This window comes from Comamonas brasiliensis (genome assembly GCF_018292285.1).
Classification (GTDB): domain Bacteria; phylum Pseudomonadota; class Gammaproteobacteria; order Burkholderiales; family Burkholderiaceae_C; genus Comamonas; species Comamonas brasiliensis.
Genome location: NZ_JAANES010000001.1, coordinates 263,123 through 281,940 on the forward strand (window position 1 = coordinate 263,123; position 18,818 = coordinate 281,940).

The window sequence follows — 18,818 nt, forward strand, 5'->3', positions numbered from 1 at the left end:
GGGCGGCGCGGCGGGCGTTGCCCGGTGTCTGTGGCGGTTGGGTGAATAGATCGACGCCGCTAGTTTAAGAGCCTCGCTTGCCGCCCATGGTCCATTCGGCGCGCGCGGCGCTGGCCAGGGTCAGGCGGTCCTGCAGGCCCTGGCCGTCGTTGGCCTGCATCAGCCCTTCGAGCTGCTCCAGCGCCTGGCGGAACTGGCGCGACTGGGCCAGTACCTGATCGCGGTTGGCCAGCAGCACATCGCGCCAGAGCTTGGGGTCGCCTGCACCGATGCGCGTGAAATCGCGAAAGCCAGGCCCGGCCAGCGCCAGCATATCGTCGGCACCGGGCTGGTTCAGCACGCTTTGCATCATGGCAAATGCCAGCAGATGGGGCAGGTGGCTGACGGTGGCGAGTGCGCTGTCATGGGCCTCGGGCGACATGGCGGTGACCTTGCATCCCAGGGCCTGCCATAGCGCCTGGGCCTTGGCCAGATGCGCGGTCAGCGTGCGCTCCGTCGGGGTCAGCACGACCTGGGCGCCCTGGTAGAGCTTGACATCGGCGTGTTCCACGCCGGCGACTTCCTTGCCGGTGATGGGGTGGGCGGGCACAAAGCTGCCGATCTGGTCGCGCAGCGCCGAACGTGCGGCCTGCACCACATCGACCTTGGTGGAGCCTACGTCCATGATCATCATCTGGGGCGTGACCAGATGCTTGATGGACTTGAGTGTGGCTTCGGTGGCCGCCACGGGCACGGCCAGCAGCACCAGATCGGCGCCGGCCGCCGCCAGCAGGGCGGAAGGTGCCTCCACGTCGATCACGCCCATCTGGCGGGCGCGTTCGGTGGTCGAGGGCGATTTGCTGTAGCCCACCACGCGCTTGACCAGGCCGGCTTTCTTGAGTGCCAGGGCGAAGGAGCCGCCCATCAATCCGCAGCCGATCAAGCCGAGCTGCTCGAACGGCTGCAATTCCTGAGTCGCCATCACTTGCTCACCGGGTAGGTGCCCAGCACCTTGTAGAACGCGCACAGGCCCTGCAGCTCCTGCAGGGCGGCGGCCACATTGGCCTGGGCCGGGTGGCCTTCGATGTCGATGTAGAAGTAGTACTCCCATTGACCGGTACGGGCCGGGCGCGACTCGAAGCGCGTCATCGAGACGCCGTGCTTTTTCAGCGGCACCAGCAGGTCATGCACGGCACCGGCCGTGTTGGGCACCGAGACCACCAGGCTGGTGCAGTCGCTGCCGCTGGGCGCGGCCGTGGCCAGCGTGTGCGGCAGGCAGATGACGGCAAAACGCGTGCGGTTGTAGGCATCGTCCTGGATCGCGTGGCTGACGATGTGCAGGCCGAACTGCTGGGCGGCGCGCTCACCGGCAATGCCGGCCCAGTTGGGATGCAGGGCCGCCAGGCGTGCGCCTTCGGCATTGCTCTCCACGGGGCGGCGTTCGGCATGGGGCAGGTGCTTGGACAGCCAGCCCTGGCACTGGGCCAGAGCCTGGGGGTGGGCGGCCACGACCTCGATGCCGTCCAGCGTATTGCTGGTGCGCATCAGGTTGTGGCGGATCAGCATGCTGACCTCGCCCACCACATGGCAGGGCGTGTGCAGGAACATGTCCAGCGAGCGCGTGACCACGCCCTCGTTGGAGTTCTCCACGCCCACCACGCCGTACTGGGCGCTGCCGGCGGCCGTGGCATGAAAGACTTCCTCGAAGCTGTTGCAGTACATCAGGTCGGCCGCGCCGCCGAAGTACTGGATCGCCGCTTCCTCGCAGAAAGTGCCGGCAGGGCCGAGCACGGCCACGCGCTGGGGGGATTCCAGCGCCAGGCAGGCCGACATGATCTCGCGCCAGATGGCGGCCACATGCGCGCCCTTGAGCGGGCCGGGGTTGTTGGACTTGATCTTCTCGATCACCTGGGCCACGCGGTCCGGGCGGAAGAAGGCCGAGCCTTCCTGCTTCTTGAGCTCGCCCACCTGCTCGGCCACATGGGCGCGCTGGTTGACCAGCTCCAGCAACTGGCGGTCCAGGGAGTCGATCTGGTTGCGCAGCGACAACAGCTCGGGGCTGGCTTGGGGTTCTTGGCTCATGAATCTCTCAAATTTCGTAGCTGCTGGCGCAAGTTGCACAAGGATTTCAGACCAAAACCTTGGTGAAATACTTGCAGATAAAGCGCTGGCAGCTCATCTTTTTACAAGGCTAAAGGCAGGCTCAGGCCTGACGTTGCTCGAAGTCCCGCATGTAGTCGACCAGCGCCTGCACGCCTTCGATGGGCATGGCGTTGTAGATGCTGGCGCGCATGCCGCCCACGGACTTGTGGCCCTTGAGTTGCAGCAGGCCGGCTTGCTTGGCGCCGGCCAGGAAGGCGTCGTTGCGCGACTCATCATGAAGGAAGAACGGGATGTTCATGCGCGAGCGGCAGTTCGCAGCCACCTTGTTCACGTAGAACGAGGACTGGTCCACATAGTCATAGAACAGCTTGGCCTTGGCGATGTTGCGCGCTTCCATGGCTGCCACACCGCTGAGGCCGCCTTCCGTCTGGCGCTTGAGCCACTGGAAGGTCAGGCCAGCCATGTAGATGCCCCAGGTGGGAGGCGTGTTGTACATGCTGCCGTTGTCGGCCACGATTTTGTAATCAAACGCCGAGGGGCAGACGGGCAGGGCATGGCCCAGCAGGTCTTCGCGCACGATGACGATGGTCAGGCCCGCGGGGCCGATGTTCTTCTGCGCGCCGCCAAAGGCCAGGCCCACGCGGCTCCAGTCGATGGAGCGCGAGGCCACGTGCGAGGAGAAGTCGATGACCAGCGGGGCATCCGAGCCCAGGGCCTGGAGGTCCGGCAGCTCGTGGAACTCCACGCCGTGAATGGTCTCGTTGCTGCAGATGTGCACATAGCTGGCGCCGCGGCTCAGATTCCAGCTGCTGGCGGCGGGAATCGTGGTGTAGTCGCTGTCCTTGGCGCTGGCGGCCACATTGGCATCGCTGGCGTACTTGGCGGCTTCCTTGGCCGACTTCTGGCTCCAGCTGCCGGTCACCACAAAGTCCACCACGCCGGCGCGCGACAGATTCATGGGCACGATGGCGTTTTCGGCAATGCCGCCGCCCTGCATGAACAGGATCTTGAAGTGGGCGGGCACGGCCAGCAGCTCGCGCAGATCGGCTTCGGCGGCTTCGTAGATGCTGATGAATTCCTTGCCGCGGTGGCTCATTTCCATCACCCCCATGCCGGAGCCGTGCCAGTCCAGCATTTCGGCGGCTGCGGTCTGCAGCACTTCTTCAGGGATGGCGGCGGGGCCTGCGGAGAAGTTAAAAGGGCGGTTCATCAGATTTACGCTCAAAACATGTGAAAGCGCTTGTCTAGCTTGCGCTTTCAGCTATCAAAACATTGGGCCACGGGCATGGGTCATGCCCGTGGCGTCCGGTCCGTATCGGGGCAGCCCGGGGCTAGCCGATCAGGATGCGTCGCCGGACTCGGCTGAGCCTTCGGCGGCGGCGCTGCCGGAGTCTTCGGCTTCGCCGTCCTCGCCGGCATTGTCGTTGGCATCATTTTCGACGATGCGCTGCAGGCCGATGAGCTTGGCACCTGCGTCCAGATTGATCAGCGTCACGCCCTGCGTGGCACGGCCCAGTTCGCGGATTTCCGCCACCCGGGTACGCACCAGCACGCCGGTGTCGGTGATCAACATGATCTCGTCCTCGGGCGCCACCAGGGTGGCGGCCACGACCTTGCCGTTGCGCTCGGACTGCTGGATTGCAATCATGCCCTTGGTGCCGCGGCCGTGGCGGGTGTATTCGCTGATGGCCGTGCGCTTGCCGTAGCCGTTTTCGGTGGCGGTCAGCACGCTTTGCGAACCCGCCGCCACATTGCCCGTGCCGTCGTCGGCCTCGGCAACCAGCATGGCGATCACGTTCTGATGCTCTTCGATGTTCATGCCGCGCACGCCGCGCGCATTGCGGCCCATGGGGCGCACATCGTTCTCGTCAAAGCGCACGGCCTTGCCGCCGTCGCTGAACAGCATCACGTCATGCTTGCCATCGGTCAGCGCTGCGCCGATCAGGTAGTCGCCCTCGTCCAGGCCCACGGCAATGATGCCGGCCTTGCGCGGGTTGCTGAACTCGGTCAGCGCCGTCTTCTTGACGGTGCCCATGCTGGTGGCCATGAAGACGAAGTGATCTTCGGGGAAGCTGCGGTTTTCGCCCGTCAGCGGCAGCACCACGTTGATCTTCTCGCCGTCCTGCAGCGGGAACATGTTGACGATGGGGCGGCCGCGCGAGCCGCGCGAGCCCGATGGCACTTCCCAGACCTTGAGCCAGTACATGCGGCCGCGGTTGGAGAAGCACAGCAGATAGTCGTGCGTGTTGGCGATGAAGAGCTGATCGATCCAGTCGTCTTCCTTAGTCGCCGTGGCCTGCTTGCCGCGGCCGCCGCGCTTTTGCGAGCGGTATTCGGACAGCGGCTGGCTTTTGATGTAGCCGGTGTGCGAGAGCGTCACCACCATATCGGTGGGTGTGATCAGATCTTCGGTGGACAGGTCTTGCGCGCTGTACTCCACGGTGGAACGGCGCTCGCCCTTCTTGGACTGACCGAACTCGGCCTTCACGGTGTTGAGTTCTTCGCCAATGATGATGGAGACGCGCTCGGGCTTGGCCAGGATGTCCAGCAGGTCTTCGATGACCGCCATGATGTCCTTGTACTCGGCCACGATCTTGTCCTGCTCCAGACCGGTCAGGCGCTGCAGACGCATCTGCAGAATTTCCTGGGCCTGGGTTTCGGACAGGCGGTACTGGCCGTTTTGCTGCATGCCGAATTCGACTTCCAGGCCCTCGGGGCGATAGTCGTCGGCATTGACCACGCCGCCGTCGGTGCGCGTGCGGGTGAGCATCTCGCGCACCAGCTTGCTGTCCCAGGATTTTTCCATCAGGGCCGCCTTGGCCACGGGAGGTGTGGGAGCGTTGCGGATGATGGCGATGAAGTCGTCGATATTGGCCAGTGCGACGGCCAGGCCTTCCAGCACATGACCGCGGTCGCGCGCCTTGCGCAGCTCGAACACGGTGCGGCGGGTCACCACTTCGCGGCGGTGCTCCAGGAAGACCTGGATCAGATCCTTCAGGTTGCAGAGCTTGGGCTGGCCGTTGACCAGGGCCACCATGTTCATGCCGAAGGTGTCTTGCAGCTGGGTCAGCTTGTAGAGGTTGTTGAGCACCACCTCGGGCACTTCGCCGCGCTTCAATTCGATCACCAGGCGCATGCCGGACTTGTCCGATTCGTCCTGGATATGGCTGATGCCCTCGATCTTCTTCTCGTGCACCAGCTCGGCCATGCGCTCCTGCAGCGTCTTTTTGTTGACCTGGTAGGGCAGTTCGTCAACGATGATGGACTGGCGCTGGCCACGATCGATGTCTTCGAAATGGCACTTGGCACGCATCACCACACGGCCACGGCCGGTGCGATAGCCTTCCTTGACGCCGTTGATGCCGTAGATGATGCCGGCCGTGGGGAAGTCGGGCGCGGGAATGATCTCCATCAGCTCGTCGATGGAGGCCTCGGGGTTCTGCAGCAAATGCAGGCAGCCGTCCACCACCTCGTTGAGGTTGTGCGGCGGGATATTCGTGGCCATGCCCACGGCAATACCTGAGGAGCCGTTGACCAGCAGGTTTGGCAGGCGGCTTGGCAGCACCAGTGGTTCGCTCTCGGAGCCGTCGTAGTTAGGGCCGAAGTCCACGGTCTCCTTGTCGATGTCGCCCAGCATTTCATGAGCGATCTTGGACAGGCGGATTTCCGTGTAACGCATGGCGGCGGCGCTGTCGCCATCCACCGAGCCGAAGTTGCCCTGACCATCGACCAGCATGTGGCGCAGCGAGAAGTCCTGCGCCATACGCACGATGGTGTCGTAGACCGCGCTGTCGCCGTGAGGGTGGTACTTACCGATCACGTCACCGACGATACGCGCCGATTTCTTGTAGGGGCGGTTCCAGTCGTTATTGAGTTCGTGCATGGCGTACAGAACGCGGCGATGCACGGGCTTGAGGCCATCACGCGCATCAGGAAGCGCCCGGCCCACGATCACGCTCATGGCGTAATCGAGATAACTGCGACGCATCTCCTCTTCAAGGCTGATGGGCAGAGTTTCTTTAGCAAACTGGGTCATGTCTAGTGATACTTTGACGGCTGGAAAACAGCCATTTTAGGTCGAATGGCGTGTGGCAGCAGAGCAACATAACTGAGGAATTACATAGCTGTACTACTTGTTGGTGCCTAGTTGACAACACTCTTGCATGTTACGTATGGCACAATCATTTCAACGTTTTTGGTGATGGTCACTGATGACGTCCACAGATTCGCAGCCCTGCTGCGGCTTTTTCCCCAAGAGGAGAACCATGAAGAAACTGAACAAAGTGGCGATGTTGTTTGCCTCTGCTGCCCTCGTGACAGCCGCTGGCGCACAAGTGAAGGCTGCTGACGGTGGCAAGACTATCGACAACTGGCAAAACGGCACCAGCGAACTGGTGTGGAAGAACGGCACGAACGAACTGTGCTGGCGCGATGCCAACTGGACTCCTGCTACTGCCGCTGTTGATTGCGACGGTGCTCTGAAGGCCCAGGTCACTGCAGCTCCTGCTCCCGCCGTTGTGCCTCCCGCTCCTGTGGCTCCCCAGCCTGCAGTGGCATCCAAGGTTACCTACTCTGCTGACGCTTTCTTCGACTTCGACAAGTCCGTGCTGAAGCCCGCAGGCAAGGCCAAGCTGGATGACCTGACCGGCAAGATCAAGGACATCAACCTGGAAGTCATCATCGCCGTGGGTCACACCGACTCCATCGGTTCCGATGCTTACAACCAGAAGCTGTCGGTGCGTCGCGCTGAAGCTGTGAAGGCTTACCTGGTGTCCAAGGGCATCGAAAAGAGCCGCGTGTACACCGAAGGCAAGGGCAAGAAGCAACCCGTGGCAAGCAACGCCACTGCTGCTGGTCGCGCTCAAAACCGTCGCGTGGAAATCGAAGTTGTGGGCACCAAGGCTGCTCAGTAATCTTTCGATTGCGACACAAAAAAGCCCCGGCAACGGGGCTTTTTTTATGCCCGATCCATCGTGGTAATCGCGGACAATGTGGGTATGAGCAACACTATCAATGCCGACCCGGCAGAACTGGAAAAATTCTCCAGCCTGGCCCATCGCTGGTGGGATCCCGAGAGTGAATTCAAGCCACTGCATCAAATCAACCCCCTGAGACTGGACTGGATCAACGCCCAGGTGCCCCTGGCGAACCAGCGTGTGCTGGATGTGGGTTGTGGCGGAGGCATTCTGGCGGACTCCATGGCGCGCAAAGGGGCGAAGGTGGTGGGTATCGACCTGGCAACCAAGGCTTTGCGCGTGGCGCAGTTGCATGCTCTGGAAACGGGCACGCCCAATATTCAATACCATGAGGTCAGCGTCGAGCAGCTGGCGCAGGAGCAGCCGGCCAGCTTTGATGTGGTGACCTGCATGGAAATGCTCGAGCACGTGCCCGATCCCGCATCCATCGTGCGGGCCTGTGCTCAGTTGGTCAAACCTGGTGGCTGGGTGTTCTTTTCCACCATCAACCGCAATGCCAAGGCATTTGCGCTGGCGATCGTGGCTGCCGAATACATGCTCAAGATGATCCCCAAGGGCACGCATGAATACGCCAAGCTGCTGCGCCCCAGCGAGCTGGCTCGCTTTGCACGTGAAGCAGGCCTGGATGCCCAGGGCAGCAAGGGCATGGAGCACAACCCGATCTCGGGGCGCTACTGGCTCAGCAACGACACCTCGGTCAATTACATGCTGGCAACACGCCGCCCTCAGGAGTGACAGTCATGTGGAAACATGTGAGAGCCGTCCTTTTTGATCTGGATGGCACCTTGATCGACAGCGCTCCCGATCTGGGGGCAGCCGCAGACAAAATGCGCGTGGATCGCGGCATGCCCTCGCTGCCGCTCAATGCCTACCGCCATATGGCTGGAGCCGGCGCACGCGGAATGTTGGGCATTGCGTTTGGCATGACGCCAGAGTCTGCGGGCTTTGCGGAAATGCGCGAGGAGTTCTTTCGCAATTACGAGCAATGCATGACCGAGCGCACCTATGCTTTTGAGGGTGTGCCGGAGCTGATCCAGGCATTGGAGGCTGGCCCGTTGCTGTGGGGCGTGGTGACCAATAAGTCCATGCGTTTCACTGAACCATTGACGCGTCAGATGCCCCTGTTTGCTCAGGCCGCGGCCGTGGTGAGCGGGGACACGACGCCGCATTCCAAGCCCCACCCCGAGCCCCTGTTTGAGGCCGCGCGACGCATGCAGATTGCTCCCGAGCATTGCATCTATGTCGGAGATGATGAGCGTGATATCCAGGCAGGTGCTGCAGCGGGTATGAAAACGGTGGCAGCACGTTATGGCTACCTGGGTTCAACCGCAGATACGGCCCATTGGGGTGCCGATGCCCATATCAATTCACCACTTGAGCTGTTGAAGTTGCTGGGATGAGGCTAGAATAGGCGGCTAAGGGGCTGTCCTGGTTTCGACGTGGGTTCGGGACCGGTGCGGTGCATGTCGAGCTTGAGTGATGCTCGTAAATCTCCATTCAAAAAACTAACTGCAAACGACGAACGTTTCGCACTCGCCGCTTAATCCGGTGAGCCTTGCAACAGCACGCTAGTGGGCTGGGCAAGGGGGTAGCAATACCTCCCGGCTGCAAGGGAATTTACATTAGCTGGCTGGATACCGGGCTTCTTGGTATTTGGCGAGATTTAAGGAAGCTGGCTACCCAGACAGCGTGTGCCTGCGGGGTTTGGGTGGCGAGATTTAAAACAGAGCACTAAACATGTAGATCTGTCCGGCGAAGGCTTACGGACGCGGGTTCAATTCCCGCCAGCTCCACCACCATAACGTCCAAGGGCGTTCACTGAAGTCCAGTGAGCGCCCTTTTTCTTTGGTAAATCAACGACTTGCCTTCCGTAGTCGTCCGCCAAGGTTCGTGAGCATCCGAGGCGAAGTGGGGGTACAAGTGGGGGTACAACTCGCCAAAAGCCTATACTTTGGCTAAGTTGTACCCCCACTTTCAGGCCAAACCCAGCAACCATGCGGCCTGGCGGCCCATGCGTTGTACCCCCACCCTGGGGCCGAGAGCGGGAATTTGTACCCCCACCTAGGAAGGCTGTACCCCATGCTGACCGATGCCCACTGCCGCAACGCCATCTGCCCGCCTGATCGCAAGCAGGCGCGCTTCACCGATGCTGGCGGGCTGTACCTGCAAGTCAGCCCCAGCGGCTCCAAGCGCTGGTTCTACAAGTACCGTACCGACGGAAAAGAAAAGCAGCTTGCTTTGGGCAGTTACCCCTCCGTGGGGCTGACAGCAGCCCGCAAAGCACGTGATGTTGCCAAGATGCAACGTTCTCAGGGCAGCGACCCTATCGAGGCCCGCAAGCTGGAAAAGCTCAAAGGCGGGCTCGATCGCGGGGATAGCTTCCAGGCCGTGGCGCTGGACTGGCACGGCAAGCAGGTAGCCGGCTGGAGCGCCGGCCATGCCGAGCGCACCTTGAGGCAGTTGGAGCGCGACCTGTTCCCCTGGCTGGGCCAGCGGCCCATGGCAAGCATCGAGCCCATGGAGCTGCTGTCCGTCTTGCAGAAGGTCGAAGAGCGCGGCGCACTGGAGACGGCCGACCGGGCACTCATGCTGGCCCGCCAGATATGGCGCTACTGGCTGCCCACTGCCAGCAACAGCCAGCGCGACATTACCGAAGGCCTGAAAAGCCGCCTCACTCCGTACCATGCAAAGAACTTTGCCGCCATCGTCGAGCCCCAGCGCTTTGGCGAGCTGCTGCGGGCCATGCATGCCTACAAGGGCGGGCCGCTGGTGCGCACCGCCTTGCTGCTGGCGCCCTTGCTGTACCAGCGCCCCGGCAACCTGCGCATGATGGAATGGGCCGAGCTGGATCTGGATGCCGGCCTGTGGACCATTCCCAGCGAAAAGATGAAGCGCACCAGGCAGGAGAAAGAAAACGGCGAGCCGCACGTGGTGCCCATGCCGGTGCAGGCGGTGGATCTGCTGCGAGAGCTGCACTCACTCACAGGCCACGGCCGCTATGTGTTCCCCGGCCAGCGCAACCATGACCGACCCCTGTCCGACAACTCCGTGCGCAGCGCCCTCTATGGGCTGGGCTTCGGCACGGAGCAAAGCTGGCATGGCTTCAGAGCCAGCGCCCGCACCATGCTGGTGGATCAGCTGGATCTGGACCCGCTGGCCATCGAGGCCAACCTGGCCCATGCCGTCAAAGATGCCAACGGCCGCAGCTACAACCGCACCAAGTACCTGGCTAAGCGCTTCGATCTGGTTCAACAGTGGGCCGACTACCTGGACAAGCTGCGCCGCGGTGCCGATGCGATTGAGCTGCACCAACGCAGCAGCTAGGTCGCATCAAACGCTCTCATCAGCCGCCCGCCAAGGCGGCTTTTTTGCGCCCGGCGCATGGCCGCAAGAGGGCGCGAAAGTGCAAGCCAATCGAGTCAGGAGATGATTTTTCTTGGGAACGTGGGAACACGGCATTTTTTTGAAGCCGAATTGTCTCCAAACGCTGATGGGTAGAGCGCTAGGTGCTCCTAAAAGTTTTGGGAACAAATTGGGAACAAAGTGGGAATGTTTTGGGAACAAACACAAAATATTTCTTTATATGAAATATTGAGAGTTCTTTTCTACATTCAGCCTGCTTTTTGCTTGAGATCGATATGGCTTGAAAGCCATGGCAGAACACCAGTGCAGAGCTGCCGTGCTGGTTGGTCTGGTGTTTGCCTGCTGCCCAGGCGCGAGCATTCGGTTTGGGGCTAGTGGTGGACGCGAGCGGAAGTTGGGGGAATGCAGCGCAAGGGATATTCCTTAGTGCCCCTCTCTTGGCGCGCAGTGGGCCAATGTTTTGCTATGAAGGGCTTGGCTTTAGATGGTCGGTCGAATTTACGTGAGTCAGTAACTGACACACTGCAGGCCCTCAAACCATGCTCTTAAAGACTGCTGTGCAGCGATTGCTGCTGTTTGTATCCGTACGATGAATTGCTGAGCCCAGCGGCATAGCGGCCATCACGAATACCAATGATCGATCGCTCAATGGCTGTTTTTCAGGCGGAAGCAGTCCTTGGTTAGTAAGTGGTCCTCAGAGATTCTGGAAGTCTGATATATCGGCTATTGGTTTGGCGCTGATTTATGCAGCACATGCGAGTTGGTTGCAACAATTGGTATCATTTTGAGAAGTGCAAAAGCTTCCCCAGGAGAAACGGTGCCAGTTCTCATTAGAGATGTGAATGAATTGCTCGCAGAGTTAGGGCTGCAAAGCCCGGACCTGTCTCTTCTTCAGGCGACTCATCAGAGCTATCGTGCGTTCCTGCTGCAGCCTGCAGGGCCTATTTACGCAGACATTCAGCGCATCGGCCCCAAGGACCTAGGCCAGGCGGTTGCCCGGGCGAACAAGTTCCTCGAGGCCGCATCGGCGCGTGGTGACCAGCTAGCAGTTACCCCCGAGTACTTCCTGCCTATCGAATCGCTGCTGAAGGCTGCCAAGGGAGAGCATTTCCCTAAGTCTGGCGCGCTGTGGGTGCTCGGGTGCGAGAGCATGACTCCCGCGCAGCTTACCCAACTCAAGCAAGACTGTGCAGGGCATTGTGACGTTCTTTTTGAATCCGATGACGCACCGGGCGTGCAGGGAAATTACTTCGACCCGGTTGCCTACTGCTTCGTTACTCGAGACGCCGAACAGAACCTCAAGCGGGTCATCCTCATCCAGTTCAAGACGGCGCCATCTCGGGACGACCATGGATTTGAGAACAAGCAACTGCGCTGCGGACAAACGATTTACCGTTTCGAGGGCCGTGACGAACTCATCAAGCTTTCAACCATTATTTGCTCCGATGCGCTGAGTCTGGACGCCGCTGCCATTAGGAAACTGTCGGACCGCACGATTCTTATTCACGTGCAGCTGAATCCGAAGCCTAAACATGATGACTATCGCCGATATCGGACCGATGTTTTCAGCCGCAGTGCTTCAATGACTAACTGTGACATTGTTTGTCTGAACTGGGCTCAAGACATGGAGCAGTACGAAGCCGAGGGTAAGACGCCCGCACAGTGGCGCAACGAGAGCGGATCTGCTTGGTACCTGCCCGATGGCCGATGCTCCGTAAAGGATGATGAGATCCTTAGCAATGAGGCAAAAGGCCTCTACTACACGCGGCACGAAAAGAAGCGCCATGTATTGCACTTTCATTATGATGAGGCAGTTTTTGCGCTCACCGTACCGAAGGTGGTACAAGATGGCCTTGCTGTGCACGACGTCACCGTAGGGCCGCTAGTCGATGCTCGCTTCATTTGGGATGCAGCCGCCGCAAATTGGGTTGAAGCTGCAGGGTGTCCTGAAACAGGGTGGACTGCCCTCATCAACACAGACCCAGATTTTGCTGCTGGGTTTGAGAACCTTCAGGATGTCCAGAACCGCCTGCACATTGAACGAGCCATCTCTCTTTCATGCGGTCCCCACAAGATTGGAGAACACTGGCATCGCGCAGACAAGTTGGACGTTTGTCAAATCCTGGAATCTGAAATTGTTGGGCGGGCGACCCTGCAACTGGACCGAAATGCAGGCGCTGCAGAGAATCGGCAGAGGCGGCTGGGCAAGGTCGCAGCTCTCGGAAACATCCTTCTGAATGAACAACTACCTCAGCCTATCAAGGATTTGGGAGGAGGCGGCGCCTCGATATCTTGGAGCCCGCAGTCGCCCAACACCAATGTGACGAAGGAGGGTGTTCGTCCAGCGCTAGTCGCCTATCTAGGGGAGAGTCCGACGCCTGACGTTGTGAAGAACATCAGCGATGCAGCATTCGAGCTGCTCCGCAAGGAAGGCAAAGCGCACAAGAATCGGGTAGCCGTCTGCTACCGGACAGCCGCTGGAAAGATAAAGTTCGCCGATATCAAGGCGCAAACAGATATTGCTTTTGATGGATCCAGCATGACGTCCATCACAGGGGGGGAGTGAGATGCCAGAAATGCAAACAGCCCGTGAATCGCTCTCGCATCTTCTTGTGGGGCTGAAAGATGTCGATGAAGCCGTTGTGCGTGGCGAAAAGAGATTTGGGGAACATGCCTACGCCATTGCCTACGTCGATTTCGCCGACGAAGTGATTCAACGCTCGCAGCAACTACGCGATTTTCAGGAGCGAATTCTTGGCGACGACTTTTTCGATGCGCCGGGCGACCTCCGATGGAACAAATACCTCTATCTCGTTGCAGGTCCAAACTCCACCTCGAATCCCCAGTTCGCCGCGGCTAAAGCAGCGATTGAGGCCGATAGAGACTATGCGCGAAAGCGCGTCGTATCGGCGGAAGACCTCGAATCGCTGCTGGGCGCTGCAGAATTTTTTGATGCAGCGGATGGTGGCGCGACGCCCGATGTACTCGCAGACTGGAGACGTAGGCTCGCTGCAGGCCAGCTAGAACTTCTCCTCGATTGCCCGACCCCTCGTACTGCCGTGGTTGAGAAGATCGCAAAGCGAGAGGCAGGAAGGCCTGCAGCCGCTGGTCAACGCGTTAATGACCTCCATCAGGCGGACAGACCGATTGCGAAGTCCATGCTGCTCAGCTTGACCATCAACAGTTTTCGTCCAGTGCACGATGGGAAGACCTACGACTTTGGCAAGGTCACACTTGTCACGGGGGCGAACGGTACCGGCAAAACGTCGCTGCTCGAGGCCATCGAGCGGCTGTATTGTGGGAACAATTTAAGAAGCAAGAGCACAGGAGTAGTTCGCATCAAGGGGAGGCTCGCGCCCATCGGCGGTGGAGATGTCAGCGAGCTCCAATCTATTTCCGACGGCCCGCGGTTGAAGGCTCGTTGCCTAGCTTGGTACAACCGCAAAGAGTTCGCCGTCGATGCCATCGTCGATAGTTTCTCGCAGTACAACTTCCTGGACACTGATGCCGCTTTCCGTCTTTCGGCTAACCTCCAGCCAACGGATGTCGCGACCGAACTCAGTCGATTGCTCGTAGGCGCTACCGCTGCGACAACCTTTGACTATCTCGAGAAAATCTACGGGGACGTGGAAAAGGCGGTCGGCAAAGCGGAGGCCGCCGCCGATAAGCTGCAGTACGAGCTGCACGACCTTGAAAAGCGGTTGCGTGAGTTGCAGGGCAGGCCCTCAAACGCAAAGACGCTTGCCGAGGCATATCGCGCCGCACTCGTTGCTCTCGAATGGAAGAGCTCCCCTGACGCCGACGCTGGGCAATTGGGCGAAGGACCGCGATTACTGGCGGCGCTCGGGCATATCCAAGCACTTTCCTCTTTAGGTGATGCTGCTCGGACGATAGGCGACATCGAGCGTCGCTCATCCGAATTGGGTGCCGCGCTTGAAGCCGCCCGGCCCCATCAGGAGCGTCTTTCAGCGCTCCACGAACTGGAAGCAGGCCTTGTAGATGGTATCGAGGCCCACGAAAGAAATGCTGAGATGCTCAGCCGCAGGCTCGTCTACGAGACTTCAGGATTTCTAGATGTGCGGACTCAGTATTTCAAGGCACGTGACGTGGCAGACGCGCTTGCGACGCGACTCAAGAGCCAACTCACTGGCGATATTCCAGAGATTCCAGTTCGCTACGCGGAGCTGCCGATAGAGGTGGCACTTCAGTCGTCCGACTCGGCCCGACGCGATGCTGAAGAGCGACTCGCCAGTGCGAAGATTGCGCTGGACCTGCATGGGAAAGCTGCGTCAGCACGCGCTGCCGCCCTAAAGAACCTCAAGAGCGCTGCCTTAACGGCGCTACAGCAGTCTCAACATCCAAATACTTGCCCCGTTTGTCACACTGTTCATCCTGACGGCGCGCTGATGCACCTCATTGAGGAGCTGAATACTAGCGCGGATTCGTCTGCCGAACTCAATGCGCTCGTCAACGTATCGAGCCAAGCTGACTTGGACGCCCGCGAGGCCAGGAAAGTTGCAGCTGGCTTGGAGTACTGCCAGAAGACTGCGAACCTCGTGGGGTTGAAAGGCTCAACTCCCAAGGCGATACTGAATGAGCTTGCCGGGCTGCAGCTTGAATCTGACAAAGCTCGAGCCGAAGTTCAACGCCTTGGCCAGGAGGGGAAGGCTTTGAGAGAGGCTGGGCTTTCCAGTGATGAACACGACAGTCTTTGGAATCGAATCAGTCACTTCTTTGAGCAGCCCGAGAATGGGGGGGCGGTCATTGGCGCAGCGGAAGTGCTGCGTTCTCAGAATGATGCCGCGGAAGGCAAGCGTAAAGAGCTTCTTACCCTCCGGCGGCACATTGACGTTGTTGTTGAGGAAATCCGAGGAATCTGCCGAACCATCGATTTGGATGGTTGGTCCACACATGTGCAACCTATCAATTCGTTCGCGTCGCTCGTAGCGTTGCAAGAAGAATTTAGACCAGCCGCTGACAACGTTGTGGAATTGAGTTCCTACTTGGATGCCGCTGGCATTGCTCCGCTCGCTGAGCTGAAAGCTCGCGTTGCCTCTGTCGCTTCAGCTTGCAGCGAGGCTGTTGAGGCCTTGCGCAGCGAAGTGAGTAACTCGGAAGAACTGCGGGTTCTTCCTCCCGCGATTGAAAGAACGCGGCTAAAACTCAGTAATGCACGTGGTGAAGCCGATGCCTTGGACACCGCACGAAATCTCCTAGATGATCTGATTGCCAATGCTTCGCTCAAAAGTGCGACTCAAGAAGCCCTTGAGACAATTGGGTGCCAAATCGACGAAGTCTTCTCTCGCATCCATTCACCTAAGGAATACGAATACGTAGGTAGCTCCGATGTGCTTCTGAGGTCAGTCGAGACACAGAAGGCACGAACTCTGGATCAGGTGAGCACCGGGCAGAGAGCTGCGTTCGCGCTATCAATCTTCCTGGCTAGGAACCGCACTGCGACAAATGCACCTCCGATACTGCTTATTGACGACCCCATTGCACACATCGACGACTTGAACGCGCTGTCGTTCTTGGACTACCTGCGCGACCTTGCTGTTAATTCTGGTCGCCAAATATTCTTCGCCACTGCGGACACACGGGTTGCGTCGCTCTTCTCAAAGAAATTTAGCTTCCTTGGCGATGATTTCAAGACTATCTCCCTGGTCCGTGCGCCTCGGATTGTGGAGGCAGTAACAGATAACTGAACCCACATATCAATCACTTATTAAGACTTGTGTTTCTCATGCCTACGGCTGATTGGATATTTGGCGCAACTGAATGGCTGATCTTGAGGGTTAGGTAGTCGTTCAGGACAGACAGCGCTCTAAGGCTGGTGTTGCCGATTGTTGTCGCTCAGTCATTGGTCCATGAATGACTCAAGTCAGCCTGAACCTGCCCTTCGTTTCCTCGCGGCGCACAACCGCTGCTGGCCCTAAGCAGCACGCCGCAGCAAGTACTTCGAAACTCCGCAAGGTCACCCAGACAAGTCGCATTTGATGCGGCTTCTCTATTTGCGCCATAATTGACCTCAGCCCCCTGTCCCGGGGCCGGTGCTTGAAAACACCAAATTCAAAGCGGTGCAACCTCCCCGATAGCGAGGTTTAGTCACGTCTGAACACTGGAAAAGTGGGCACAGCGCCCGCACATCCACACGGTTACGGACGGGATGGGGCTACCCGTAAGGATGCCCGCACGGCTTTGAACGTGTTTTCAACATCCCGTCCACCTTTCTTGTGCTTGAAAACGCAAGGGTGGTGGTTTTAGTCTCTCAAAGGAGCACGGAACCATGAACACCGTTTCTCACCCATTGGCCAGCACCCAGCCTTCCTCTGGAGCTGTCTGCCTGCCTTCGCCTGCCGCGTCTGCGGTTGTGTCTTCTCTCTCACTCAATCCCATCCAGCTCCACGCCGATGCGCATAACGCACTGGCCATGGCGTTGCACTACCTGCGTCAGCCCGCGGCCAATGTGCCCGGCGCTGCCCGCAAGACCGTGCAGGCCCTGGCAGCCTTGCGCGTGCTGATTGCACAGGAGGGCTGAGCCATGACCAGCTCCCAATGTGAACGGCAGCCTGGCGCTGCCGCGCAGATGCGCGCGCCTGCCTCCATCGGCTCTGCGGGCGTGCCCGTGCCGCCGCAGTCTCAATCTTCTGCTTCCCGCCTGCCTGTGTTTTCGCCCGGCGCCGTGCTGCGCTTGCTGTGGCAGCACGCCCGCCGCAGCCTGACGCCGCAGGAGCTGTGGTGGCTGGCCGAGGGCGTGCCCGAGTTCTCCAGCATGTACAGCGGCGAGCTGGCGGCCGTGCTGGAAAGCTTGGCCTGCATGGTGGCGGCAGATGGCGACGAGTCGCGCTCCGGCTGCTTTCAGAACAGCAAGGACTTGCCGGATCTGCTGTTTGTCCAGGCCAACCAGATGAACGTGCTCAGCGGCCTGCTGTACGTAGCCGGCGATGCCACAACCATGCTGCGCGAAGGCGCTGCGGCGCATTGATTTGTCGACTATGAATAACTGTATATAAATACAGTTATTCAGGCGTTTCAGCAAACCGGGTCTGGCCCGGTTCAAAGGCAGAGCCCCGGCTGCCTTGCTGGCGCGCAGACAGCCGGGGCCGTATCTGACGGAGGATGCAATGGCAGTGAATTTGAAGTGGCGCGACGCCATGGCCGATGGGCGCATCGGCAACTGCTTCACGCAGCAAGAGCGGGAGCAGGGCTGGCCGCAACGCATGGACCTGGAGCAACTGGCGGCCATGCAGCGGCCCGGCAAGGGGCCGGATGCGGCAAGCCTGAAGGCCAAGAACGATTTGCTGGATGCGCTGTACGACGCCTGCGAGGCAGGTACGCTGCCCAGCGTGCCAGACGTGCAGCGCATTGCAGTGACCGAGTATGACGACCGTGAGCTGTTCAGGCCTATCCCTATGGTGGGTGACGGGCACGGTTTTGACGGCCATTCGATGTATGCGCCCCCGCCCAAGGTGACTTACGAAGAGCACACCTTCTACCTGGTGGCAGCGGCGGACTTTGCTGCTTGGCTTGCCGAGCAGGACATGCCGCCCAGTGCGCATATCGCCGCGTGGTTCAAGGCCGAGGGCATGGCGGCGGGCAACGCGTTGGCCGGTGCTGCGACTGCGCAGGCGGCTGAAGTGCTGGCGGCCAGGGATGTCAAAGACATGGCCGCTTTGCTGCAGTACCGCCAGCAGTTTGCAGCGCAGCTCGAGCAGGAGCGCGAGCCCTGGCATGCAGACCATGTGGCGTTGCTGGCAGGGTGGCTGCGGCAGGAGATTGCAGAGGGCAAGGCACGCGGGGCCATCACGCGGCTGGAGAAGCTAGTGGGCGTGCGCCGGCAGACGCTGGCAGAGCTGCTGGCAAGGCATGGCTATACGCCCACGGGCGAGGCAGAAGAAAAGGCCGTGCGCAATGTGCAGGACGTATCGAGCGTCTGGGGGCGCAAGCGCCATGGATAGGGCGGTGCTGTGTTGCGGATGTGGCGCGGTTGCCCTGCGATTGTCCTGCGGTGGCCCTGTCTTGGTGCTGCGGCTGGCGCACATTCTTCACCCTGCGCGGCGGCGGGCGGACATACGCAGGGCGACGGCAGGACGGTGCGAGGGAAAGACTTTCTCTCAAGCCACAAGCGCACCACGTCGGATGCGTTGGCGTCTGTTGAAGGAGTTCACTCATGCATGTTGTTCATTCCGCTCGCCCCGTAGTGCCCCGCGATCGTCTGCTGCGTCTGGCCGATGTGGAGGCAGCGACCGGCTGCAAGAAAAGCACCATCTACAAGCTGATGAAGGAGGGCAAGTTCCCGGCCTGCGTGCGCATCACATCGCGCATGGTGGCGTGGCCCGAGACAGCGGTGCTGACCTGGGTGCAGGCGCGTATTCAAGGCCATCAGGTCGCGTGAGG

General features: G+C 59.9%; 14 protein-coding genes and 1 other RNA gene. 11 read left to right on the forward strand and 4 right to left on the reverse strand.

Annotated features, from left to right (window positions below; all coding sequences use genetic code 11):
- Positions 1-64: 64 nt before the first annotated feature.
- The 4 genes from DJFAAGMI_RS01245 to gyrA all read right to left on the reverse strand — a co-directional run bounded on the left by DJFAAGMI_RS01245 (position 65) and on the right by gyrA (position 6,118).
- Positions 65-961, reverse strand: coding sequence for a prephenate dehydrogenase (locus DJFAAGMI_RS01245; RefSeq protein ID WP_012837598.1), 897 nt, complete (start codon positions 959-961; stop codon positions 65-67).
- Positions 961-2,061 (reverse strand): prephenate dehydratase, encoded by a 1,101-nt coding sequence (gene pheA / locus DJFAAGMI_RS01250; protein WP_043006743.1) that lies wholly within the window; start codon positions 2,059-2,061, stop codon positions 961-963. Before pheA ends, DJFAAGMI_RS01245 begins: the two co-directional genes overlap by 1 nt.
- Positions 2,062-2,182: 121 nt before the next feature.
- Entirely contained in the window at positions 2,183-3,292 is a 1,110-nt protein-coding gene (serC, locus tag DJFAAGMI_RS01255; protein ID WP_211455639.1) for a 3-phosphoserine/phosphohydroxythreonine transaminase, read from the reverse strand.
- A gap of 129 nt (positions 3,293-3,421) precedes the next feature.
- Positions 3,422-6,118: a DNA gyrase subunit A gene (gene gyrA, locus DJFAAGMI_RS01260; RefSeq protein WP_211455640.1), complete on the reverse strand. Its 2,697-nt coding sequence runs from the start codon at positions 6,116-6,118 to the stop codon at positions 3,422-3,424.
- Between the two features lie 229 nt (positions 6,119-6,347).
- Here gyrA and ompA point away from each other — a divergent pair, with 229 nt between their 5' ends.
- The 11 genes from ompA to DJFAAGMI_RS01315 all read left to right on the forward strand — a co-directional run bounded on the left by ompA (position 6,348) and on the right by DJFAAGMI_RS01315 (position 18,816).
- Positions 6,348-6,995: an outer membrane protein OmpA gene (ompA, locus tag DJFAAGMI_RS01265; protein WP_003057138.1), complete on the forward strand. Its 648-nt coding sequence runs from the start codon at positions 6,348-6,350 to the stop codon at positions 6,993-6,995.
- A gap of 84 nt (positions 6,996-7,079) precedes the next feature.
- Positions 7,080-7,793 (forward strand): bifunctional 2-polyprenyl-6-hydroxyphenol methylase/3-demethylubiquinol 3-O-methyltransferase UbiG, encoded by a 714-nt coding sequence (ubiG, locus tag DJFAAGMI_RS01270; RefSeq protein WP_211455641.1) that lies wholly within the window; start codon positions 7,080-7,082, stop codon positions 7,791-7,793.
- A 5-nt stretch (positions 7,794-7,798) separates the two neighbouring features.
- Positions 7,799-8,458, forward strand: a complete 660-nt coding sequence (locus tag DJFAAGMI_RS01275; protein WP_211455642.1) for an HAD-IA family hydrolase — start codon at positions 7,799-7,801, stop codon at positions 8,456-8,458.
- Positions 8,459-8,477: 19 nt separating this feature from the next.
- Positions 8,478-8,854, forward strand: a transfer-messenger RNA (tmRNA) gene (gene ssrA, locus DJFAAGMI_RS01280).
- Positions 8,855-9,137: 283 nt separating this feature from the next.
- Positions 9,138-10,382 carry a tyrosine-type recombinase/integrase gene (locus DJFAAGMI_RS01285; RefSeq protein WP_211455643.1) on the forward strand — a complete coding sequence of 415 codons (1,245 nt, stop codon included), beginning with the start codon at positions 9,138-9,140 and terminating at the stop codon, positions 10,380-10,382.
- An 856-nt stretch (positions 10,383-11,238) separates the two neighbouring features.
- A complete protein-coding gene (locus tag DJFAAGMI_RS01290) occupies positions 11,239-12,987 on the forward strand; it encodes a hypothetical protein (RefSeq protein ID WP_211455644.1) in 1,749 nt (582 codons plus the stop codon).
- A 10-nt stretch (positions 12,988-12,997) separates the two neighbouring features.
- Entirely contained in the window at positions 12,998-16,126 is a 3,129-nt protein-coding gene (locus tag DJFAAGMI_RS01295) for an AAA family ATPase (protein WP_211455645.1), read from the forward strand.
- Between the two features lie 581 nt (positions 16,127-16,707).
- On the forward strand, positions 16,708-16,959 hold the full coding sequence (locus DJFAAGMI_RS01300; protein WP_249333683.1) for a hypothetical protein: 252 nt from the start codon (positions 16,708-16,710) through the stop codon (positions 16,957-16,959).
- 3 nt (positions 16,960-16,962) lie between these two features.
- On the forward strand, positions 16,963-17,406 hold the full coding sequence (locus DJFAAGMI_RS01305) for a hypothetical protein (RefSeq protein WP_211455646.1): 444 nt from the start codon (positions 16,963-16,965) through the stop codon (positions 17,404-17,406).
- Between the two features lie 139 nt (positions 17,407-17,545).
- On the forward strand, positions 17,546-18,379 hold the full coding sequence (locus DJFAAGMI_RS01310) for a hypothetical protein (RefSeq protein WP_211455647.1): 834 nt from the start codon (positions 17,546-17,548) through the stop codon (positions 18,377-18,379).
- A 212-nt stretch (positions 18,380-18,591) separates the two neighbouring features.
- Positions 18,592-18,816, forward strand: coding sequence for a helix-turn-helix transcriptional regulator (locus tag DJFAAGMI_RS01315; RefSeq protein ID WP_211455648.1), 225 nt, complete (start codon positions 18,592-18,594; stop codon positions 18,814-18,816).
- Positions 18,817-18,818 lie beyond the last annotated feature (2 nt).

Coding starts and splice junctions, on each gene's coding strand:
- DJFAAGMI_RS01245 (WP_012837598.1), bottom strand. CDS start 961: ATGGCGACTCAGGAATTGCAGCCGTTCGAGCAGCTCGGCTTGATCGGC.
- pheA (WP_043006743.1), bottom strand. CDS start 2,061: ATGAGCCAAGAACCCCAAGCCAGCCCCGAGCTGTTGTCGCTGCGCAAC.
- serC (WP_211455639.1), bottom strand. CDS start 3,292: ATGAACCGCCCTTTTAACTTCTCCGCAGGCCCCGCCGCCATCCCTGAA.
- gyrA (WP_211455640.1), bottom strand. CDS start 6,118: ATGACCCAGTTTGCTAAAGAAACTCTGCCCATCAGCCTTGAAGAGGAG.
- ompA (WP_003057138.1), top strand. CDS start 6,348: ATGAAGAAACTGAACAAAGTGGCGATGTTGTTTGCCTCTGCTGCCCTC.
- ubiG (WP_211455641.1), top strand. CDS start 7,080: ATGAGCAACACTATCAATGCCGACCCGGCAGAACTGGAAAAATTCTCC.
- DJFAAGMI_RS01275 (WP_211455642.1), top strand. CDS start 7,799: ATGTGGAAACATGTGAGAGCCGTCCTTTTTGATCTGGATGGCACCTTG.
- DJFAAGMI_RS01285 (WP_211455643.1), top strand. CDS start 9,138: ATGCTGACCGATGCCCACTGCCGCAACGCCATCTGCCCGCCTGATCGC.
- DJFAAGMI_RS01295 (WP_211455645.1), top strand. CDS start 12,998: ATGCAAACAGCCCGTGAATCGCTCTCGCATCTTCTTGTGGGGCTGAAA.
- DJFAAGMI_RS01300 (WP_249333683.1), top strand. CDS start 16,708: ATGAACACCGTTTCTCACCCATTGGCCAGCACCCAGCCTTCCTCTGGA.
- DJFAAGMI_RS01305 (WP_211455646.1), top strand. CDS start 16,963: ATGACCAGCTCCCAATGTGAACGGCAGCCTGGCGCTGCCGCGCAGATG.
- DJFAAGMI_RS01310 (WP_211455647.1), top strand. CDS start 17,546: ATGGCAGTGAATTTGAAGTGGCGCGACGCCATGGCCGATGGGCGCATC.
- DJFAAGMI_RS01315 (WP_211455648.1), top strand. CDS start 18,592: ATGCATGTTGTTCATTCCGCTCGCCCCGTAGTGCCCCGCGATCGTCTG.